The sequence below is a fragment of the Paenibacillus sp. GCM10023250 genome (assembly GCF_042653205.1).
In the GTDB taxonomy this organism is placed as follows: Bacteria; Bacillota; Bacilli; order Paenibacillales; family Paenibacillaceae; genus Paenibacillus_Z.
This window is the reverse complement of the sequence record NZ_JBHSHY010000003.1, coordinates 203440-221703: the sequence shown is the minus strand read 5'-3', so window position 1 is coordinate 221703 and position 18264 is coordinate 203440. Positions and strand designations below refer to the sequence as shown.

Below are 18264 nucleotides of genomic sequence, written 5' to 3'. Positions count from 1 at the left end.
TGACGCAGGGCATTGAAAGGCCTTGACTTTATCGTTATGATGTAAGGTAACATTACGCAGCGAACTCCAAACCAAGGGAACGATCCCGGAAGGAGGAAGAAGGCATGCATTTGACGATCGAACAAGCGCTGGCCGTCTACCCGTTGTCGGAAGGGAAGCTGATCGCGGGAGCTTCGGGCAAGCACCGCGTCGTCAAGTCGCTTAACGTCATGGACGCGCCGGATATCGCGGACTGGATCAAGGAAGGCGAGATGCTGTTCACGACGGCGTATCTGATCAAGGACGACCCGGACGCGGCGTCCGAGCTGATCGCCAAGCTGCACGGCCGCGGCGCCTCCGGGCTCGGCATCAAGCTCGGCCGCTTCTGGGAGGCGATTCCCGAACGGCTCACCCGGCTCGCGGACGAACTCGGCTTTCCCCTGATCGCGCTGCCGTTCCACTTCTCCTTCTCCGACCAAATGAACGGCTTGTTCCACGCCGAGATGAAGCGCAGCACCGTGCGCCTCGAAGGCGCGCTGGAGAAGCAGATCCGCCTCATGCGCTTCGCGCTGCGGGCGGAATCGCTGCCTTCGCTCTTCGAGTCCGTGGCGGACGTCATCGGCTGCCCGATCGCCGTCGTCGGCTCGCGGGGGCAGATCGTACACGGCTCGCCCGGCATCGCCGCGGACGGGCTGACCGACGGCTGGCCATGGCCGCCCCATAAGAAGTGGATCAAGCACCAGGGCCGCCAGGCGCTGCGCCTTCCGCTCATGAAGCGCGACGCCTGCACGGGCTTCGCATACTTCTTCGACGCCAGGCCTTTCCTCTCACCCGTCGAAGAAGGGCTCTACACCCAAACCGCCGAACTCATCTCCCATCATCTGAACTATAAATACGAAGACTACTTCGAGCTGTCGGTGCAAAAGGACTTCGGCGCGCTGATCAAGCAGTATCTCCGGAACGGCGTGACGGCCGACGCCGTGACGGACTACGCGGCGCGCTGGGAAATGGATTGGCTGACGCAAGGCTACTTCTGCGCCCTCGTCGACCTGCCCGCCGATGACGCCGGCACCGCCCGGCGCTCGGAACGGCTGAACGGCCTCAAGGCCTCGCTGCTCGGCAACGCGCGCATGCAGGCGCTGAACGGCATCTGCGCCGTCGTCGACGAAGGCGTGTTCTGCGTCGTGTCGGACGCCGCGGCCGGCCCCGAGGGCGAGACGCTGCGGGAGGCGCTGGAATCGTGTCTCGCCGGGCTCGGCCTCGACGAGCGGCAGGCGCCGAAGGCGGCGATCAGCGCCCGCAAGCGCCAGCCCAAGGAGATGACGGACGCCTTCGCCGAGTGCCGCAATACGTTCCGCCTCGCCCGCGAATGGGGCGTCGAGGAGCGCATCGTCCGGTACGACACGCTCGACCTCGCCATGATTTTCGAATCGGTGTCCCGCGAGAAAATGCGCGTCTACTGCCAGCGCTGGCTCGGCGGACTGCTCGGCAAGGAGCCGGGCTACGTCGGCGAGATGCTGAAGACGCTGGAGACGTACCTCGACTGCGACGGCCAGCTGAACGAGACGGCCAAGAAGCTGTTCATCCACCGCAACACCGCCACGTACCGGATCGAGAAGCTGAGCGAGCTGCTCGACGTGGATTTCAAGAAAGTAAACGTGCTCATGCGGCTGAAGCTCGCGTTCCTGTTCCGCCGGCAGCTCGTCTCGGACGGCGGAGAAGGCGAGCGCGGCGCATGACGCAACCCGGCACCCATACGACCAAGCCGCCCGAAGCGCGGCCCCGACGATTCGTCCTTGCGGGAGGACGAGGACGGGGCCGTTTTTTGTCGTTTGCCGAGGGCGTATCCTTCCATAAAAGGACGTGACGAGCGCAAACGCCAGCCTAACGTGTAATGTAAATGTCATATTAACTCCTTATGAAAGCGCTAAATCTGAATGATTATTGTGCTCCATGCCAATATCGTACGCCTATTTTGGCATTCCGCACAAATCGATGTGAGGAATCTAGACATGAACATCGCGGATTCTTAAACTGAGATTGTAGTCAGAATATTTCGAACGGGATTTTAAAGGGGGACGAGGAACCATGAAAACGACGAAAGGCACGGCGGGCTTCTCGAAACGCGGCACGGTCTTGTCGGTGTGTCTCTTATCCGCGATGGCGGCGCTGACGGCTTGCGGCAGCAACGGAGTGCCGAACGACGGCGGCAGCGCGTCGACCAGCTCCGGCGCGAACGCAAGCTCGGGAACGGACGCGTCCTCGGCGGAGAAGGAACCGGTCAAGACGACGCTCATCCTGAACTGGTTCGCCGAGCCGGAGCACGGCGGCAACTTCGCGGCGCTGGAGAAGGGCTTCTACAAGGACGCCGGCCTCGACATGACGCTCATGCCGGGCGGGCCGTCCGTCTCGGCCACGCAGCTCGTCGCGTCCGGCAAGGCCGAGTTCGGCATGGCGAACGGCGACGATATTCTCGTCGCGCGGCAGGAAGGCATTCCGGTCGTCGCGATCGCGACCGCATTCCAGAAGAGCCCGCAGGCGCTGTTTTACCACAAGGATTCCGGCATCGCGGGCTTCGGCGACCTGAACGACCATAAGGTGTACGTCGCCGCCACCGCGAATTTCTGGCAGTACATGAAGAAGAAATACAGCCTCGACAACGCGCAGGAAATGAAATATACCGGCCAGCTCGTCAACTTCATCAACGACAAGAACGCCGTCACGCAAGGCTACGTGACATCCGAGACGTATACGCTCGACCAGGAGAAGGTCGACTACGGCGTGCTGCTGAACGCGGATTCCGGCTACAACATCTACGCCGGCGTCTACTTCACGACGGAGAAGATGATCCAGGAGCATCCCGACCGGGTCCAGGCGTTCGTCGAAGCGACGGTCAAAGGCTGGGATTACTACAAGACGAATTCCGACGAGATCAACCCGGCGATCCAGAAGAAGAACCCGGAGATGTCGCTCGACATGATGAAGTTCAGCGCCGCGAAGGAAATGGACTTCGCCTTCGGCGGCGACGCGGCGACGCTCGGCACCGGCGTCATGACCGAGGCGCGCTGGTCCGAGGTGCAGCGGCAGCTGAAGGACGTTGGCGTCCTGACGAAGGACGAAGACGTGACGAAGGCGTTCACGACGGAGTTTTTGCCGAAGAAGTAAGCCGCGTGCGCCGGCGCGGAAGCGGCGGGCGGGGCAGCGGTCCCCGGACTCGCTTCCGGCCCGCCGGCGGCTGGCGGAGTATGACGGTTCAATCACGAAAGGAGCATGATTATGGCAGCGGAAGACGTGAATACTCGCATGTTGCCCGACGGCATGTACCCCGCCCGCGATGAATCCGGGCGGCTGGCGAGGGGGCTGGAGCACCGGACGGGGAGGGGAAGCAGGCCGCTCGCGGCCTTGATCAAGAAGCTGGCGCCGCCGCTCGCGGCGTTCATCGTGTTCGTCGGCGGCTGGCAGTTGATCTGCTACCTGCTGCAGGCGCCGACCTATCTCGTCCCGAAGCCGTCGGACATCGTGCAGGCGGCGATCGAGAACCGGCGCGAGCTGTGGACGGCGGTGTCGACGACGGCGTTCGAATCGGTGTTCGGCTTCCTGCTCAGCATCGTGCTCGGCATCTCGTTCGCGATTCTGATGGCCAGCTCGAAGGTCGTCGAAGAAAGCGTCTATCCGTACGCCATCATCATGCAGACCATCCCGATCGTGGCCGTCGCGCCGCTGATCGTCATTTGGTTCGACGCCGGCTTCCGGGCCATCGTTATCATCGCGTTTCTGATCGGGTTCTTCCCGATGCTGTCCAATACGCAGATCGGCCTCAATTCCACGGAACACAACCTGCGCAATCTGTTCTATCTCTACAACGCGAAGCCGCTGCAGACGATGTGGCGCCTGCGCATCCCGGCCGCGCTTCCGTACATCGTGGCGGGCTTGAAAATTTCCTGCACGCTGTCCGTCATCGGTGCGATCGTCGGGGAATACATCGCCGGCATCGGCGGAGGCAACGGCGGTCTCGGCTACGCGATCACGTACGCGGCCGGCCGGCTAAAGACGCCGTACCTGTTCGCCTGCGGGCTGTCGGCGTCGCTGCTCGGCATCCTGTTCTTCCTGCTCGTGAACCTGCTGGCCAAATGGATGCTCAGCTCGTGGCACGAGTCCGAGATGAAGCGCGAGGGCTGACGCGGCGGCAAGGAAAAAAAACCGGAAGCCGGCTGTCCGAAGCCGCCGGCCCGAAGGAGGCGAAGTACCGATGCGGCAGGCGATAACAGGCGCGAAGACGATGGTCGTCAGCCCGCATTACCTCGCGTCCGCGGCCGGGGCGCGCATCCTGGCGCGGGGCGGCAACGCATTCGACGCCGCCGTCGCGGTCAGCGCCTGCCTCGCCGTCGTCTACCCGCACATGACGGGGCTCGGCGGCGACGCGTTCTGGCTGACGTACGCCGCCGCCGACCGCGAAGTCCGGGCGTACAACGCCAGCGGCCGCTCCGGCGGCCTGGCGAACCGCGGCTTGTACGCCGGCCTCTCCGCCATCCCGCAGCGGGGCGTGCGCAGCGTCGTGACCGTGCCGGGCATGGCCGACGGCTGGGACGCGGTGCTGCGGGAATACGGCACGCTGACGCTGGCCGACGCGCTGGAGCCGGCCATCGGCTACGCCGAGCGGGGGTTCCCGCTGTCGCGGGACCAATACGCAAACACGCTGCAGCGCCACCCGCTGCTCAGCGTCATGCCGGACACGTCGGCCGTCTATACCCCGGGAGGCGCCGTGCCCAAGCCGGGCGAGCGGTTCGTCCAGCGCGACCTGGCGCGGACGCTGAAGCAGCTGGCGCAATACGGCCGCGACGGCTTCTACAAAGGCCCGATCGGCCGCCGAATCGCCGAGTATCTGGCCAAGCGCGGCGGCGTACTGCGCGAGGACGACTTCGCCGACCATGCGGGCGAGTGGACGGCGCCGCTCCGCGGCTCGTACAAAGGGCTTACGCTCTACCAGGCGCCGCCCAATTCGCAAGGCTTCACCGGCATCATGGCGCCGCAGATCGTGGAGCGCTTCGGCTTCGGCGAAGGCGGTCCCGTCGCGCACGGCTCGTTCGCGTATTACCATCTGCAGATCGAAGCGCTGAAGCTCGCTTTCAAGAACCGGGACGAATGGCTGACCGATCCCGCCTTCGCGGCGATTCCGGTGGACCGCTTCATCTCCGGCGCGTACTGCGCGGAGCTTGCCAGCCGGATCGATCCGGCCAGAGCGCTCCCGCTCGCGTCCGAGCCGCTCGGCAGCGACACCGCGTACGCGGCGGTCATGGACGGGGACGGCAACGCGGTCTCGTTCATCCAGAGCCTGTATTTCGAATTCGGCTCCGGCGTAACGGCGGGCGATACCGGCATTTTGCTGCAGAACCGCGGCTCGTACTTCTCGCTCGACCCGGCGCACGTCAATACGCTGGAGCCGCGCAAGCGGACGTTCCACACGCTCATGCCGGCCATGGCCTGCCGGGGCGGCGTCCCGTATCTGCTCTACGGCACGCAGGGCGGCGAGGGCCAGCCGCAGACGCAGTGCGCGCTGCTGACCCGGATCGCCGATTACGGCATGGATCCGCAGGCGGCGGTCGACGCCCCGCGCTGGGTGTGGGGCCGCACCTGGGGCGACGAGTCGCAGGAGCTGCGGATCGAAAGCCGCGTGCCGGAGGCGGTACGCCGCGAGCTCGCGCAGGCGGGGCATCTCGTCCGCGCGGTGGCCGCTTACGACGGCGCCGTCGGCCACGCACACGCGATACGGATCGACGAGCGGGGCTTTCGCCAAGGCGGCGCGGATCCCCGCAGCGACGGTCAAGCGGTCGGTTGGTAGCCGGCCGGACCGGCAGGCCGAATCACAGACAGAGGAGGAGCGCCCATGCGATTCGGCGACGTGGTCGTAAAACGCAACGTTCCCTGCACGATGAGGGACGGCGTGAATCTATACGCGGATATTTATTTGCCCGAGGAGTCCGGGGACTACCCGGTGCTGCTCTTGCGCCAGCCGTACGGCCGCAAGATCGCCTCGACGGTCAGCCACGCGCATCCCGTGTGGTACGCCTCGCGGGGCTACATGGTCATCGTGCAGGACGTGCGGGGGAGAGGCGATTCCGAAGGAGAGTTCGTTCCGTTCGTCCACGAAGCCGAGGACGGCTGCGACGCGGTGGAATGGGCAGCGAAGCTGCCGTACGCGAACGGCAAGGTCGGCATGTACGGCTTCTCGTACCAGGGCATCACCCAGTGGGCGGCCGCCTCGCTTCGCCCGCCGGCGCTGAAGACGATCGTCCCGAGCATGACGGCCGGAGACGTGCACCGCTGGGCCTATCCGCACGGGAGCTTCTCGAGCGGCATGCTGATCTGGGCGTTCCAGCTGGCGCGGGATTCCGCTCGGCGGGCCGGCGACCTCGAGGCGGAGCAGGCGTGCTCGCGGATCATGGCGAGTCCCGACGCGATGCTGCGGCATCTGCCCGTGAACGACCGCCATCCGATTCTGGAGCGGTACTGCCCGGCTTACTTCGACTGGGTCAACCGGCCGGAGTATGACGCCTATTGGCTGTCGCTCAATTGGCTGCCCGCGTTCCTGCGCAGCCCGATTCCGGCGTTCCATATCGGCGGGTGGTACGATTTTCTGCTCGAGGGCACGGTGCAGTCGTACCAGGCGCTGCAGGAGACGGCGCCCGCGCGGACGCCGGACTTGTTCCACCGGCTCGAGATTGGGCCGTGGGTCCACATCCCGTGGGGCCGCAAGGCCGGGGGCGTCGACCACGGGCCCGAAGCGGACGGCGACATGCACGCGAAGCAGGCGCGGTGGTTCGATTACTGGCTGAAGGGCGAGCGGGACAACGGTCTGTATGAGGAGCCGGCCGTCCGGTACTTCGATCTCCAGGCGCGGGCGTGGAAGACGGCTGAGGCGTACCCGGAACAGGCCGGCGGCGGCCGCAAATGGCTGCTGAGCGGCTCGGCGAAGCCGGCCAACGGGGCGCTCGGCGGCGGACGGCTGACGGAGACGGCGCCGGACGGCGAGGCGGCGCCGGACGTGTTCGTGTACGACGCGCGGCTGCCGATGCCGCTCGCCGGCTATGTGCCGGCGGACCGCAGCGGCATCCAGGACCGGACGGAAATTCTCGTCTACACGGGCGAGCCGCTCGCGGAAACCGTCGCCGTGCTGGGCGCGCCGGTCGTGAACGCGTGCGTCCAGTCGATGGAAGGGCCGACGGATCTCGTGGCCATCCTGTCGATGCTGGAGCCGGACGGCACCGCCCGGTTCCTGTCCGTCGGGCGGGCGGAGATCGGCCGGAACGACGGCTGGTGCCGGGCGCGCATCGTCATGCGGCCGATCGCCGCGACGTTCCAGCCCGGCTCGGCCATCCGGCTCGAGCTAACGGGCAGCGCGTTCCCGGCGCTCATCCGCCATCCGAACGGCATTCCGCTGCACGATGCCCGCCGGGCGGAGGAGAGCGACCTCACGATCGCCGTCGTGGCCGTGAAGAGCCGCGCCGGGATGGAATCGTGGATCGAGCTGCCGGTGACGGAAGATTGACGCCGGCGGGAGTGTGATTTTGTCTGGACGGGTCTCGACCATCGAGATCGAGAGCTGCGATTACGAAAGGAGCTGCGAGTATATGACGAACGAGTGGAAGCTGATCAACGCAAGCTTGCCGCTGCGGGACGAGGCGCATCTGTATGCGCTGACGGTCCGGGACGGCTTATGGACGGACGTCGCGGCGCAGCCGGGAACCGCGGACGTGCCGGGCGCCGTGCCCATCGACGAACTGAGGGGCGCTCCGGCCGCCGGCACGGTTGTCGATCTCGGCGGCAAGGTGCTGCTCCCGGGCCTCGTCGACGCGCATATGCATCTCGACAAGTCGTTTTGCCTGCCGCAGGTGGGCAATGTGTCGGGCACGCTCGAGGAAGCGGTGAACAACTATTCCAACGCCGTGCACGCGTTTTCCAAGGACGAGATTAAGGCGCGGATCGTCCGCTCCGCGCTGCAGGCCGTCGCGTTCGGCACGACCGCGATCCGCACGCATCTCGACATCCACGTCCGGTGGGGCGCGGACGTCGCGCTGCGGACGATCGAGGCGGCGCTCGAGGCGCAGGCGGAGCTGAAGCCGTACGTGAAGCTGGAGCTGTTCCCGCTCGCGCCGATGTACCGGTTCGAGGAAGGGCATCTCGATGTGCTGGAGGAGACGCTCCGCATGGGCGTCACCGGCGTTGGCACCGCGGCGCATATGTCCGCGACGTGGGAATCCGACATCGATACGCTGTTCGGCCTCGCGCAGAAGTACGATCTGCCGCTCGACTTCCATACGGACGAGAGCGACGACCCGGAGAAGCGGACGGTGTCCCATATCGCGCAGCGGACGATCGATTACGGCTGGTCCGGCCGCGTCACGGTCGACCATCTGTGCTCGCTCGCCGCGATGAACGACGCGGACGCCTGCAGGTTGATCGAACGGATGGCAGCCGCCAAGCTGTACGCCGTCACGCTGCCGGGCGCGAACCTGTACCTGCAGGGCCGGCGAGACAGCTTCCCGGTCCGGCGGGGCGTGACGCGGGTGAAGGACCTGCTGTCCGCGGGCATCGCGCTCGCGACGGCTTCGGACAACATCCACGACCCGTTCCATCCGTTCGGCCGCGGCGACCTGCTCCAGATCGGCCTCATCACGGCGTACGCCGCGCACATGGGGCGGCCGGCCGACCTGCGGACGATTCTCCGCATGATCACCGAGATTCCGGCGGCGATTCTCGGGCTCGAAGGCTACGGCGTCGAAGCGGGTAACGACGCGGACTTCGTCGTAATCGACGGCGCGACGCCGGAGGAGCTGTTCACGATGGTGCCCGAGCGGCGCTGGGTGTTCCGCGGCGGCCGCTGGCTCAAGCTGGCGGCGAAGCGAAGCGGCTTCGCGCTGCCGGAGCTCGACCGCCGGATGGGCGAGGCGGCGGAGCGGCTGGCGTTCGGCCGGCCGGCTGCCCTCGCCAAGTCGTAAGCCGAAGGAGGAGCCGCGATGACGAAGCTGCTCGTCGTGTATTACAGCGCCTACGGCCACGTGTACGACATGGCGCTCGCCGCCGCGCGGGGAGCCGGGGAGCTGGCGGGCTGCGAGGCGCGGGTCGCCCGGATTCCCGAGCTGGAATCCGAGCGCAACCGCACGCCGTACCTCGACAAGCACAAGAAGCGGGAAGAGAGCGCCTTGTCCGGCAAGTTCCGGACGGTAGACCGGTTCACCAAGTACGAGGCGTCCCGAGAAGCGCAGCAGCCGGTGCCGGTCGCGACGAACGACGACCTGCGCTGGGCCGACGGCATCGTCTGGGGCTTCCCGACGTACTTCGGCTCCATGCCGGCGCAGGTGAAGCTGTTCCTGGAGTTCGCGAGCGAGCTGTGCGCGGACGGCGGCCTCGAGGGCAAGCCGGCCGGGCTGATCACGAGCGCCGGGTCGATCCATACCGGCCATGAGGCGAATCTGCTGACGTCCATGGTGCCGTTGTTCCATTTCGGCATGATCATGGTCGGGCTGCCGTATTCGGAGAATCCGGAATACCTGACGGCCGACGCCATCGGCTGCTCGCCCTACGGCGCGTCTACGCTGGCGGGGCCGGACAGCTCGCTCGCGCCGGACGAACGGGAGCTTCGGATGGCGGGCCGGCTCGGCCTGCGGGTCGCGCGGGCCGCGGCAGCGCTGAAGCAAAGCGGCATACGGTCAGGCCAATAACGCGCAAAGGAGAGTACCGACATGAGTTTTCTTTCCACGATGCAGATGTCTTCTACCGCGGCGGCGCCCGCCATCAGCCATGCGACGGACGCGCTGATCCGCTTGCAGGACGTCGGCAAGACGTACCCGAACGGCACGGTCGCCGTGCAGCATGCCAACCTGACGGCGGGCGAGGGCGAGTTTCTGTGCTTCGTCGGCCCGTCGGGCTGCGGCAAGTCGACGATATTCAATATGATCGCGGGCCTCACCGGCCAGACGGGCGGGCGGCTCGAGGTGCTCGGCACGACGCCGAAGGAGGCGCGGCGGCAGAGCGAGATCGCCTTCGTGTTCCAGGAGCATACGCTGCTGCCGTGGTCGAAGTTGATCGACAACGTGACGCTGCCGCTCAAGCTGCGGGGCGTGCCCAAGAAGGAGCGGCTCGAGGAGGGCGAGCGGGTGCTGGAGCTGGTCGGCCTGAAGGATTACCTGAAGGTGCTGCCGCGCCAGCTGTCCGGCGGGATGAAGATGCGCGTCTCCATCGCGCGGGCGCTCATCTCCCGGCCGAAGCTGCTGCTCATGGACGAACCGTTCGGCGCGCTCGACGAGATCACCCGGCAGACGCTCCAAGACGAGCTGCTGAAGATCTGGCGGCAGGATCAAAAGATGACCGTCCTCTTCATCACGCACAACGTGTTCGAGGCCGTCTTCCTCTCGACCCGGGTCGTCGTCATGACGCCGCGGCCGGGCAAAATCTCCGACGTCATCGACATTCCGGCGCCGTTCCCGCGGGACGACGAGTTCCGGACGTCGCCGGAGTTCGGCGAGCACGTGCGCCACGTGTCGCACTTGCTGAAGCATTAGGCGCCGGCGCGGCTGCGATGCGGCGCGGGCGATCATGGAGGAAGAGAGGGATGCCGATGCATCGGTTAGGCAATCGCAAGCGGGCTTGGCGCGTCTCCGGGACGCATGTGGATCTGCGCGGAGACGCCGGCGGCGCTCCGTCCGCGCGGGAAGGGGCCGAGATCGCGGCGCTGCCGCAGCGGCTGACGCTCGATCTCGCGCGGACGGCGATCGTCGTCGTCGACATGCAGAACGACTTCTGCGCGCCGGGCGGGTGGCTCGATTCCATCGGCGTCGACACGTCGCCGCTGCTGGCCCCGGTTGAGCCGCTGAACCGGCTGCTGCCGGCGCTGCGCGCGGCGGGCGTGCCGGTCGTCTGGCTCAATTGGGGCAACCGGCCGGATCGGCTCAATCTGAGCCCGTCGGTGCTGCACGTGTACAATCCGGACGGGGCGAGCGTCGGCATCGGCGATCCGCTCCCGGCGAACGGCTCCCGCGTGCTCGAGAAGGGCAGCTGGGGCGCGGCGCTCGTGGACGGCCTTCGGCCGGAGCCGGAGGACGTCCGCGTGGACAAATACCGGATGAGCGGATTTTGGGACACGCCGCTCGACAGCATCTTACGGAACCTGGACATTCGCACGCTGCTCTTCGCGGGGGTCAACCTGGACCAGTGCGTCATGCACACGCTTCAGGACGCGGGCTGCCTCGGCTACGACGTCGTCCTGCTCGCGGACTGCTGCGCGACGAGCTCGCCCGCGTACTGCGCGGAGGGCGCGATCTACAATATCAAGCAATGCTACGGCTTCGTCGCGGAATCGGCCGAACTGGCCGCCGCGCTGGAGGCGGGCTTACGAGAGGTGGAGCAACGATGAGTATGAGCATACCGGGATTGATCGCAGGCCATTACGCGGATTGTCCGGTCCGGAAAATCTCGCCGCGGGACACGAACAAATTCGTGCTGCTGTGCGACGGCACGCAGGCGCCGTTCGTGTCGGTGGTGGAAATCTTCGACGAGGGCGGGCAGACGCCGCCGAACGTGCACGCCGCGGCGGTGGAATACTTCTACGTGCTGGCGGGGGAAGGCGCCGCGATCGTCGGGGAGATGGAGATGCCGATCCGGCCAGGGTCGTTCTTTATCGTGCCGCCGGGCAGCAGCCACCAGGTGCGCAACACGGGACGCGGCCGGCTGTACGTGCTGACGACGATGGTGCCGGACGAAGCGTTCTCCGACCTTATCAAGGCAGGGCCGGAAGCGTCGCTCGACGAGGCCGATCTCGCGGTATTGAACGGCGCGCTGCAGCCGCGTTAGCCCGCTTGCCCGGGGCATCGACGAACGGATGGAGGAATCGGACATGGTCGATCATTGGCACGCTTACGTGAACGAAGATTTCGCGGCCGGACCTTCCGGCACGGGGGTACTGCAGGGGCGGACATTCGCGGTGAAGGACGTGTTCGGGCTCGCGGGCTGGACGAACACGGCCGGCAATCCCGACTGGCACCGCACGCACGGCCCGTCCGCCGCGAACGCCCCCGTCATCGACCTGCTGCTCGGACAGGGCGCCCGCTTGCGGGGCATTACGCATACCGACGAGCTGATGTTCAGCTTGAACGGGGAAAATCACCACTTCGGCACGCCGGTCAATCCGCGCGCGGTCGACCGCATTCCCGGCGGCTCGTCGAGCGGCTCAGCGGTCGCGGCGGCTTCGGGGACGGCCGATTTCGCGGTCGGCACGGACACGGGCGGCTCCGTCCGGATCCCTTCGGCGTACTGCGGCGTGTTCGGCATCCGGCCGTCGCACGGCGCCGTGCCGATGGGCGGCGTCATCCCGCTCTCCGCGAGCTTCGACACGGTCGGCTGGATGGCCTCCGGCAGCCGGACGCTGCTCGACGTCGGGCTCGCCCTGCTGGGCGGCGGGACCGCTGCCGAAGGCGAGGAGCCCGGCTTCGGCGACGGGCTGCTGTTCGCCGCGGACGCGTGGAGCCTGGCCGAGGACGCCTGCCGGCGGCAGCTGCTGGCTTGGCTGGCGGCCGCCGGGGCGGGCGTGGACCGGGGCGAATGGGTGACGGCGGCGCCGGAAGGACTGCCGGTCTGGTTCGATACGTTCCGGACGATCCAAGGGTACGAGATCTGGCGCGAGCACGGCGGCTGGATCGGGCGGGAGCGGCCGCGCTTCGGACCGGGCATCGCGGAGCGCTTCGCCTGGTCCGCCACGCTGAAGCAAGGCGATTATGAGCGCCGCGCGGAGGACCGGCTGCGCATCCGGGCCGCCATGGAGGCGCTGCTGGGGCGCGGCCGGCTGCTCGTCGTGCCGACGCTGCCGAGCGTCGCGCCGCGCATCGGGACGTCGGGCGACGCGCTGGAGCAGCTCCGGATCCGGACGATGCAGCTGTCCTGCATCGCGGGGCTGAGCGGCTTCCCGCAGGTGACGGTGCCGGCCGGCGAGGTCGGCGGCGTACCCGTCGCCGTGTCGTTCATCGCCGGCGCCGGGATGGATCTGCCGCTGCTGCGCTGGGTCGATCGGCTCGTGCGGACGCGTCCCAAACGCAGCCTCGCGCGGCCTTCCCGGCCGCGGCCGGCCTGAACGGCACGGCCGGCGTGCCGACTGCGGGCGCTGCGGGCATGCCAGGCGCTGCTGGCGAAGGGCGCATACAACGGAACGGATAAGGGGGAGCAACTATGTTTGCACGCTATGAGGGCATCGCCTGGGAGCGGCGCTTCCTGCCGCGGCTGACCAGCAAGCAGGTGAAGGAGCTGCCGAAGGAGGACGCGCTCGTCATTCTGCCGATCGGGGCGGTGGAGCAGCACGGGGCGCATTTGCCGGTGCTGACGGACACGCTGATCGGGGAAGCGACGCTGACCGCCGCGCTCGAGCGGCTTGACGCGGACGCGCCGGTATGGCTGCTGCCGCCGGTGCCGTACGGCAAGAGCAACGAGCATCTCGGCCTGCCGGGCACGATATCGCTGTCGGCGGCGACGCTGCAGGGCATCGTGCTCGATATCGCCGAGAGCTTGAAGCTGAGCGGCTTCGAGCGGCTGCTGCTGTTCAACACGCACGGCGGCAACGTCGACCTGCTCAACATGGCCGCGCGGGAGATTCGCATTCGCTGCGGCCTGACGGTGTTCTATCTGAGTCCGGGCAGCCTCGGCGGAGCGGAGGGGCTGATCGCGGAGGAAGAGCTGGAGTACGGCATCCACGGCGGCGACTACGAGACGTCGCTCGTGAAGGCGATAAAGCCGGATTGGGTGCTGGATGAATTCGCGGTCAAGGAAGTGCCGGAGATGGCGGGCTTTGAATTTTTGACGCTGGAGGGCAAGATCCGCTTCGCCTGGCGGATGGCGGATATATCGGCCAGCGGCATTGCCGGGGACGCCACGATCGCGACGGCGGAGAAGGGCCGGCTGATCCTCGACCGGGTCGCCGGCACGCTGGCGAAGGCCCTAATGGAGCTGTGCACATTCAAGCTGGCGGATTTGGAGCGGAAGCGGATCGAAGCTTAAGCAGTCCAAGGGGAAAGGAGCGAGCGGCATGAAACTGGCATCGGTGAACGTCGGCAGCGCCGAACGGGCGGCGATCGCGGCGGACGGCGGCTACGTGCTGCTGGAGACGCTGAACGCCGCGTCCGGCAGCGCCTGGAGCAGTACGGTCGCCGGCCTGCTGGCCAAGGAGGAGGTCGCGCCGCTGAACGCGTGGTACCGCGAGGGCGGCGCGGCGCAGGTCGGCGCGCTCGAGGCGACTCCGTACGCGATCGCCAAGGTCGCGCCGCCGCTGCGAACGCCGCCGAAAATATGGGGCATCGGCGCCAATTACGCGGAGAAGGCCGAGGCGATGGCGGTGACTCCGCCGGACGGCGAGCCGATCTGCTTCATGAAGCCGGCGACGAGCCTCATCGGCCACGGCGACGCGATCGTGCTGCCGCGGGGACCGGAGCGGATCACGGCGGAAGCGGAGATCGGCATCGTCATCGGCCGGACGTGCAAATACGTCGCCGAAGCCGACGCGATGCGCGTGATCGCCGGCTTCACGCCGGCGCTCGACATGACGGCGCAGGACGTTCACGCGCGCAATCCGCGGTTTTTGGGCCGGTCCAAATGCTACGATACGTTCTTCAGCTTCGGCCCCGAGCTCGTCACCGCGGACGAATGCCCGGCGCCGGAGGCATGGACCGTGGAGACGGTATTGAACGGCGAGGCGGCGTATCGGACGGAAGTCAGCCGGATGATCTATTCGATTCCGCGCATCGTCGCGTATCTCTCGGCGATGATGACGCTGCAGCCGGGGGACGTCATCATGACGGGCACGCCGGGCTCGGTCCCGCTGCGGGCGGGCGACGTCGTTGAATGCCGGCTCGGCGGCTTCGCGCCGCTGCGGAATCCCGTCGCCGCGGAATAGCCGCCGCGGCCCGGCGCGGAGCCCTAGGCCCGTGCTGGCGCTGTGCACCATACAGCCGTGCACCATACAGCCGTGCACCATACAGCCGTGCACCATACAATCGAAAGGCAGGGATGCCAGATGGAAACGACCGCGTGGAAGGCGGACATGCTGAAATCGCTCGGCGAGAGCCTCGTGCTGACGGACGCCGAATCCGTCGAGAAACTGTCGAAGGATTATTATTGGTATTCGCCGGTATTGGACCTACGGTTGAAGGATAAGAAAGCCGACGCGATCGTCGTGCCGAAGACCGAGCAGGACGTCGCCGCCGCGCTGGCGCTCGCGTACCGGATGCGGGTGCCCGTGACGGCGCGGGGCGCGGGGACCGGCAACTACGGCCAGGCGATTCCGCTCGAGGGCGGCATCGTCCTCGACCTGAGCGGCCTCGACCGCATCGTCGAGATCGGAGACGGTTATGCCCGCGCGCAGAGCGGCGTACGGCTCGGCACGCTGGATAAGTCGGCCCGCGAGCAGGGCCAGGAACTGCGCATCTATCCGAGCACGTACGTGAAGGCGACCGTCGGCGGCTTCGTCAGCGGCGGCTCCGGCGGCATCGGCTCCGTCACGTGGGGCAATCTATGGGACGGCAATGTGCTGGAGGCAGTCGTGTACACGCTCGAAGAGACGCCGCGGCGGCTCGTCGTCAAGGGCGGCGAGCTGTTCGACTATATTCACAACTACGGCACGACCGGCATCATGACGGAGGTGACGATCCCTCTGGCGCCGCGGACGGAGTGGGCGCAGGCCGTGTTCCAGTTCGACGGCTTCGAGGCGTCGATGCGCTTCGGCGAAGCGCTGGCCCGCGAAGAATCGGTGCCGAAACGGCTCGTCAGCCCGATGGAGTGGCCGCTGCCGTCGTTCTTCAAACCGCTCGCCAAGGCGCTGGAGCCCGCGCGGGCCGCGGTGCTGACCGAGATCGCCGAGCCCGCGGCCGGCATGGCGGCGAAGCTGGCCGAGTCGTTCGGCGGCCGGCTCGGCCACGTTATTCCGGCGGCGCAGTACCGCAAGACGATCGGCGTGTCCGACTTCACGTGGAACCATACGACGCTGTGGGCGATTAAGGCCGATCCCGCCTGGACGTACCTGCAGGCCGGCTTCGCGCCGGACCGGTACCTCGAGCAGATTCGCGCCGTCAAAGCGGCGTACGGCGACGAGGTGCTGCTCCATTTCGAATGGATGCTGAGCGGCGGCACGCTCGTGCCGACGGCGCTGCCGGTCGTCTATTTCAAGGCGGAGGAACGGCTCTATGAGATCATCGCGTTCTTCAGATCGATTGGCGTCGCCATCTTCGATCCGCACACGTGGATGCTCGAGGACGGCGGCCGCGGCGCGATCGGCCGCATGCGCAGCCAAAAGCTCGTCAACGATCCGCTCAGCCTGCTGAATCCCGGCAAGCTGTAGCCGCGTCCGGGTTCCCGGCGCGACTCCGAGGACCCGGCCGGATGCGGCGCGGGTCTTTGCGCCGTATTGGGCGGGCGGTTTCCGCCCGGGCGGTTGGCCGGGGATGTCGGCCGGCAGGCGGCGCGACCGGACGCCGGCATGCGAACGGATCATATAATGGAAATTCGATTCACAAAACGGATTGACAACCGCGCTCTCGGCACATATATTTGTTGTACATACAAAATAAAAAACCGAGGCCGATGGGCTTCTTCAGCCTGAAAGACCGAAGCTTCGCCGCCGGCTTTTGGCGCCATCGGCCTCGAGTATATTCGAAACGGAGCGTGCTGTCTTGCATCCACCCCCAAAATCATCCTCATTCCATTATGGTTGGGTTGTCGTGCTCGTCGCATTCGCCGCGCTGCTCGTCTCGGCGGGCATCCGGTCGATGCCTAGCATTCTGATCGTGCCGTTCGAAACGGAGTTCGGCTGGGATCGCAGCGGGATATCCGGCGTCATCTCGGTCGGCATCTTCCTCTACGGCCTCGTCGGGCCGTTCTCGGCGGCGCTGCTCGCCAAATTCGGCATTCGGCGCGTCATGGTTATCGCATTGGCGGTGCTGGCCGCCAGCATGTCGGTTACGCCGCTCATGACGCAGCTGTGGCAGTACGAACTGCTGTGGGGCGTCGTCTCCGGGCTCGCGACTGGGATGATGGCGAACGTGCTCGGCGTCACCGTGGCGAACCGCTGGTTCGTCCAGCGCCGGGGGCTGGTCGTCGGCATCCTGACTGCGAGCGCGGCGACGGGCCAGCTGCTGTTTCTGCCGCTGCTCGCTCGCGTGACGGTGCACGAAGGCTGGCGGTACGCGATGTTCACGGCTGTCGGCGTCATTCTCCTGCTGCTCGCCGTCGTCGCGCTGTTCATGCGCAATCATCCGTACGACGTCGGGGCCGCCCCTTACGGCACGGACGAGGTCGTCGAGCCCGAGCCGTTCCGGGGCAGCATCTTTCTGACGCCGCTCCTGACGCTGCGCGACGCGGTGAAGAACAAGACGTTCTGGCTGCTTGCCGGCACGTTCTTCTTCTGCGGTTTCTCGACGAACGGCCTCATCGGCACGCATCTGATCGCCGCCTGCGGCGACCACGGCATTGAGGAAGTGACGGCGGCGGGGCTGCTCGCGTTCATGGGCGTGTTCGATCTCGTCGGCACGACGCTTTCGGGCTGGTTCACGGACCGGTTCGACTCCCGCAAGCTGCTGTTCTGGTACTACGGCCTGCGCGGGCTGTCGCTGATCTTCCTGCCGTTCGCGCTGGACGCGACGCCGGCGATGCTCGTCGTGTTCTCGGTGTTCTACGGCCTCGACTGGATCGCCACCGTGCCGCCGACCGTCCGGCTCGCAGCGCAGGAGTTCGGCAAGGAACGGGCCGGCATGGTGTTCGGCTGGGTCGTCGTCGCCCACCAAGTCGGCGCGTCGACTGCAGCTTACGGCGCGGGGCTGGTCCGCCAGATCACCGGCACGTACTCGACGACGTTCGTGACCGCCGGCTTCATCTGCCTCATCGCCGCGCTCATGGCGCTGCGCATCGCGAAGCAGGCGTCGGCGCTGCGGACGCAGGCGTGACCGCCGGCTTACTTTCGGCGCTCTGCGGACGGTGGTCCCCGCGATTTGCGGGGACTGCCGTCCGCAGAGCGTTTTTTGCATTCCGCGTGGACTGGGGACGAGCGGAGCCGAGTCGAGTCGACTCGAGCTCTCGTTTGGCGGACGACACGTCTTGCGATACAAGAAGGTTACTGGGACACCTTCAAGAGGGTGGACGGCACGTCTTGCGATGTAAGAAGGTGACCGGATCACCTTCACGGGGCGAACGGGACGTTTGACCGTGCAAGAAGCCGCCGGAACCCGGCCGAAATACATTATTTCCGCCTTCCCGTTTCAA

Annotated in this window: 15 protein-coding genes; all 15 read left to right on the top strand. The window is 66.8% G+C overall.

Annotated features, from left to right (window positions below; genetic code table 11):
• The first annotated feature begins 104 nt into the window (after positions 1-104).
• The 15 genes from ACFPB1_RS05490 (at position 105) to ACFPB1_RS05420 (ending at position 17948) form a co-directional block, all read left to right on the top strand.
• Positions 105-1718: a PucR family transcriptional regulator gene (locus ACFPB1_RS05490; RefSeq protein WP_379222749.1), complete on the top strand. Its 1614-nt coding sequence runs from the start codon at positions 105-107 to the stop codon at positions 1716-1718.
• A gap of 349 nt (positions 1719-2067) precedes the next feature.
• A complete protein-coding gene (locus ACFPB1_RS05485) occupies positions 2068-3144 on the top strand; it encodes an ABC transporter substrate-binding protein (RefSeq protein WP_379222747.1) in 1077 nt (358 codons plus the stop codon).
• Positions 3145-3255: 111 nt separating this feature from the next.
• Positions 3256-4158, top strand: coding sequence for an ABC transporter permease (locus tag ACFPB1_RS05480; RefSeq protein WP_379222744.1), 903 nt, complete (start codon positions 3256-3258; stop codon positions 4156-4158).
• 70 nt (positions 4159-4228) lie between these two features.
• The gene (gene ggt, locus ACFPB1_RS05475; RefSeq protein WP_379222742.1) at positions 4229-5818 is read left to right on the top strand and encodes a gamma-glutamyltransferase; all 1590 of its coding nucleotides are present in this window, start codon (positions 4229-4231) and stop codon (positions 5816-5818) included.
• A 45-nt stretch (positions 5819-5863) separates the two neighbouring features.
• Positions 5864-7525 carry a CocE/NonD family hydrolase gene (locus tag ACFPB1_RS05470; protein ID WP_379222740.1) on the top strand — a complete coding sequence of 554 codons (1662 nt, stop codon included), beginning with the start codon at positions 5864-5866 and terminating at the stop codon, positions 7523-7525.
• A gap of 82 nt (positions 7526-7607) precedes the next feature.
• Positions 7608-8975: an amidohydrolase family protein gene (locus ACFPB1_RS05465; RefSeq protein ID WP_379222738.1), complete on the top strand. Its 1368-nt coding sequence runs from the start codon at positions 7608-7610 to the stop codon at positions 8973-8975.
• Between the two features lie 18 nt (positions 8976-8993).
• Positions 8994-9698 carry an NAD(P)H:quinone oxidoreductase type IV gene (gene wrbA, locus ACFPB1_RS05460; protein WP_379222736.1) on the top strand — a complete coding sequence of 235 codons (705 nt, stop codon included), beginning with the start codon at positions 8994-8996 and terminating at the stop codon, positions 9696-9698.
• A gap of 45 nt (positions 9699-9743) precedes the next feature.
• Positions 9744-10538, top strand: a complete 795-nt coding sequence (locus tag ACFPB1_RS05455) for an ABC transporter ATP-binding protein (RefSeq protein WP_379222814.1) — start codon at positions 9744-9746, stop codon at positions 10536-10538.
• A gap of 50 nt (positions 10539-10588) precedes the next feature.
• Positions 10589-11389 carry a cysteine hydrolase family protein gene (locus ACFPB1_RS05450; protein ID WP_379222734.1) on the top strand — a complete coding sequence of 267 codons (801 nt, stop codon included), beginning with the start codon at positions 10589-10591 and terminating at the stop codon, positions 11387-11389.
• Positions 11386-11826 (top strand): cupin domain-containing protein, encoded by a 441-nt coding sequence (locus ACFPB1_RS05445; RefSeq protein ID WP_379222732.1) that lies wholly within the window; start codon positions 11386-11388, stop codon positions 11824-11826. The genes ACFPB1_RS05450 and ACFPB1_RS05445 overlap by 4 nt, the downstream gene beginning before the upstream one ends.
• 43 nt (positions 11827-11869) lie before the next feature.
• The gene (locus tag ACFPB1_RS05440) at positions 11870-13099 is read left to right on the top strand and encodes an amidase (RefSeq protein ID WP_379222730.1); all 1230 of its coding nucleotides are present in this window, start codon (positions 11870-11872) and stop codon (positions 13097-13099) included.
• A 95-nt stretch (positions 13100-13194) separates the two neighbouring features.
• The gene (locus ACFPB1_RS05435; protein WP_379222728.1) at positions 13195-14016 is read left to right on the top strand and encodes a creatininase family protein; all 822 of its coding nucleotides are present in this window, start codon (positions 13195-13197) and stop codon (positions 14014-14016) included.
• Positions 14017-14044: 28 nt separating this feature from the next.
• Positions 14045-14908: a fumarylacetoacetate hydrolase family protein gene (locus ACFPB1_RS05430; protein ID WP_379222726.1), complete on the top strand. Its 864-nt coding sequence runs from the start codon at positions 14045-14047 to the stop codon at positions 14906-14908.
• A gap of 120 nt (positions 14909-15028) precedes the next feature.
• Positions 15029-16348, top strand: a complete 1320-nt coding sequence (locus tag ACFPB1_RS05425; protein WP_379222723.1) for an FAD-binding oxidoreductase — start codon at positions 15029-15031, stop codon at positions 16346-16348.
• 379 nt (positions 16349-16727) lie between these two features.
• Positions 16728-17948 carry an MFS transporter gene (locus tag ACFPB1_RS05420; protein ID WP_379222721.1) on the top strand — a complete coding sequence of 407 codons (1221 nt, stop codon included), beginning with the start codon at positions 16728-16730 and terminating at the stop codon, positions 17946-17948.
• Positions 17949-18264: the final 316 nt, after the last annotated feature.

What these genes read in the sequence shown, in the direction of transcription:
- ACFPB1_RS05445 (WP_379222732.1), top strand. Translation starts at nt 11,386, where the DNA reads ATGAGTATGAGCATACCGGGATTGATCGCAGGCCATTACGCGGATTGT.
- ACFPB1_RS05490 (WP_379222749.1), top strand. Translation starts at nt 105, where the DNA reads ATGCATTTGACGATCGAACAAGCGCTGGCCGTCTACCCGTTGTCGGAA.
- ACFPB1_RS05435 (WP_379222728.1), top strand. Translation starts at nt 13,195, where the DNA reads ATGTTTGCACGCTATGAGGGCATCGCCTGGGAGCGGCGCTTCCTGCCG.
- ACFPB1_RS05480 (WP_379222744.1), top strand. Translation starts at nt 3,256, where the DNA reads ATGGCAGCGGAAGACGTGAATACTCGCATGTTGCCCGACGGCATGTAC.
- ACFPB1_RS05465 (WP_379222738.1), top strand. Translation starts at nt 7,608, where the DNA reads ATGACGAACGAGTGGAAGCTGATCAACGCAAGCTTGCCGCTGCGGGAC.
- ACFPB1_RS05450 (WP_379222734.1), top strand. Translation starts at nt 10,589, where the DNA reads ATGCCGATGCATCGGTTAGGCAATCGCAAGCGGGCTTGGCGCGTCTCC.
- ACFPB1_RS05455 (WP_379222814.1), top strand. Translation starts at nt 9,744, where the DNA reads ATGTCTTCTACCGCGGCGGCGCCCGCCATCAGCCATGCGACGGACGCG.
- ggt (WP_379222742.1), top strand. Translation starts at nt 4,229, where the DNA reads ATGCGGCAGGCGATAACAGGCGCGAAGACGATGGTCGTCAGCCCGCAT.
- ACFPB1_RS05440 (WP_379222730.1), top strand. Translation starts at nt 11,870, where the DNA reads ATGGTCGATCATTGGCACGCTTACGTGAACGAAGATTTCGCGGCCGGA.
- ACFPB1_RS05470 (WP_379222740.1), top strand. Translation starts at nt 5,864, where the DNA reads ATGCGATTCGGCGACGTGGTCGTAAAACGCAACGTTCCCTGCACGATG.
- ACFPB1_RS05485 (WP_379222747.1), top strand. Translation starts at nt 2,068, where the DNA reads ATGAAAACGACGAAAGGCACGGCGGGCTTCTCGAAACGCGGCACGGTC.
- ACFPB1_RS05430 (WP_379222726.1), top strand. Translation starts at nt 14,045, where the DNA reads ATGAAACTGGCATCGGTGAACGTCGGCAGCGCCGAACGGGCGGCGATC.
- wrbA (WP_379222736.1), top strand. Translation starts at nt 8,994, where the DNA reads ATGACGAAGCTGCTCGTCGTGTATTACAGCGCCTACGGCCACGTGTAC.
- ACFPB1_RS05425 (WP_379222723.1), top strand. Translation starts at nt 15,029, where the DNA reads ATGGAAACGACCGCGTGGAAGGCGGACATGCTGAAATCGCTCGGCGAG.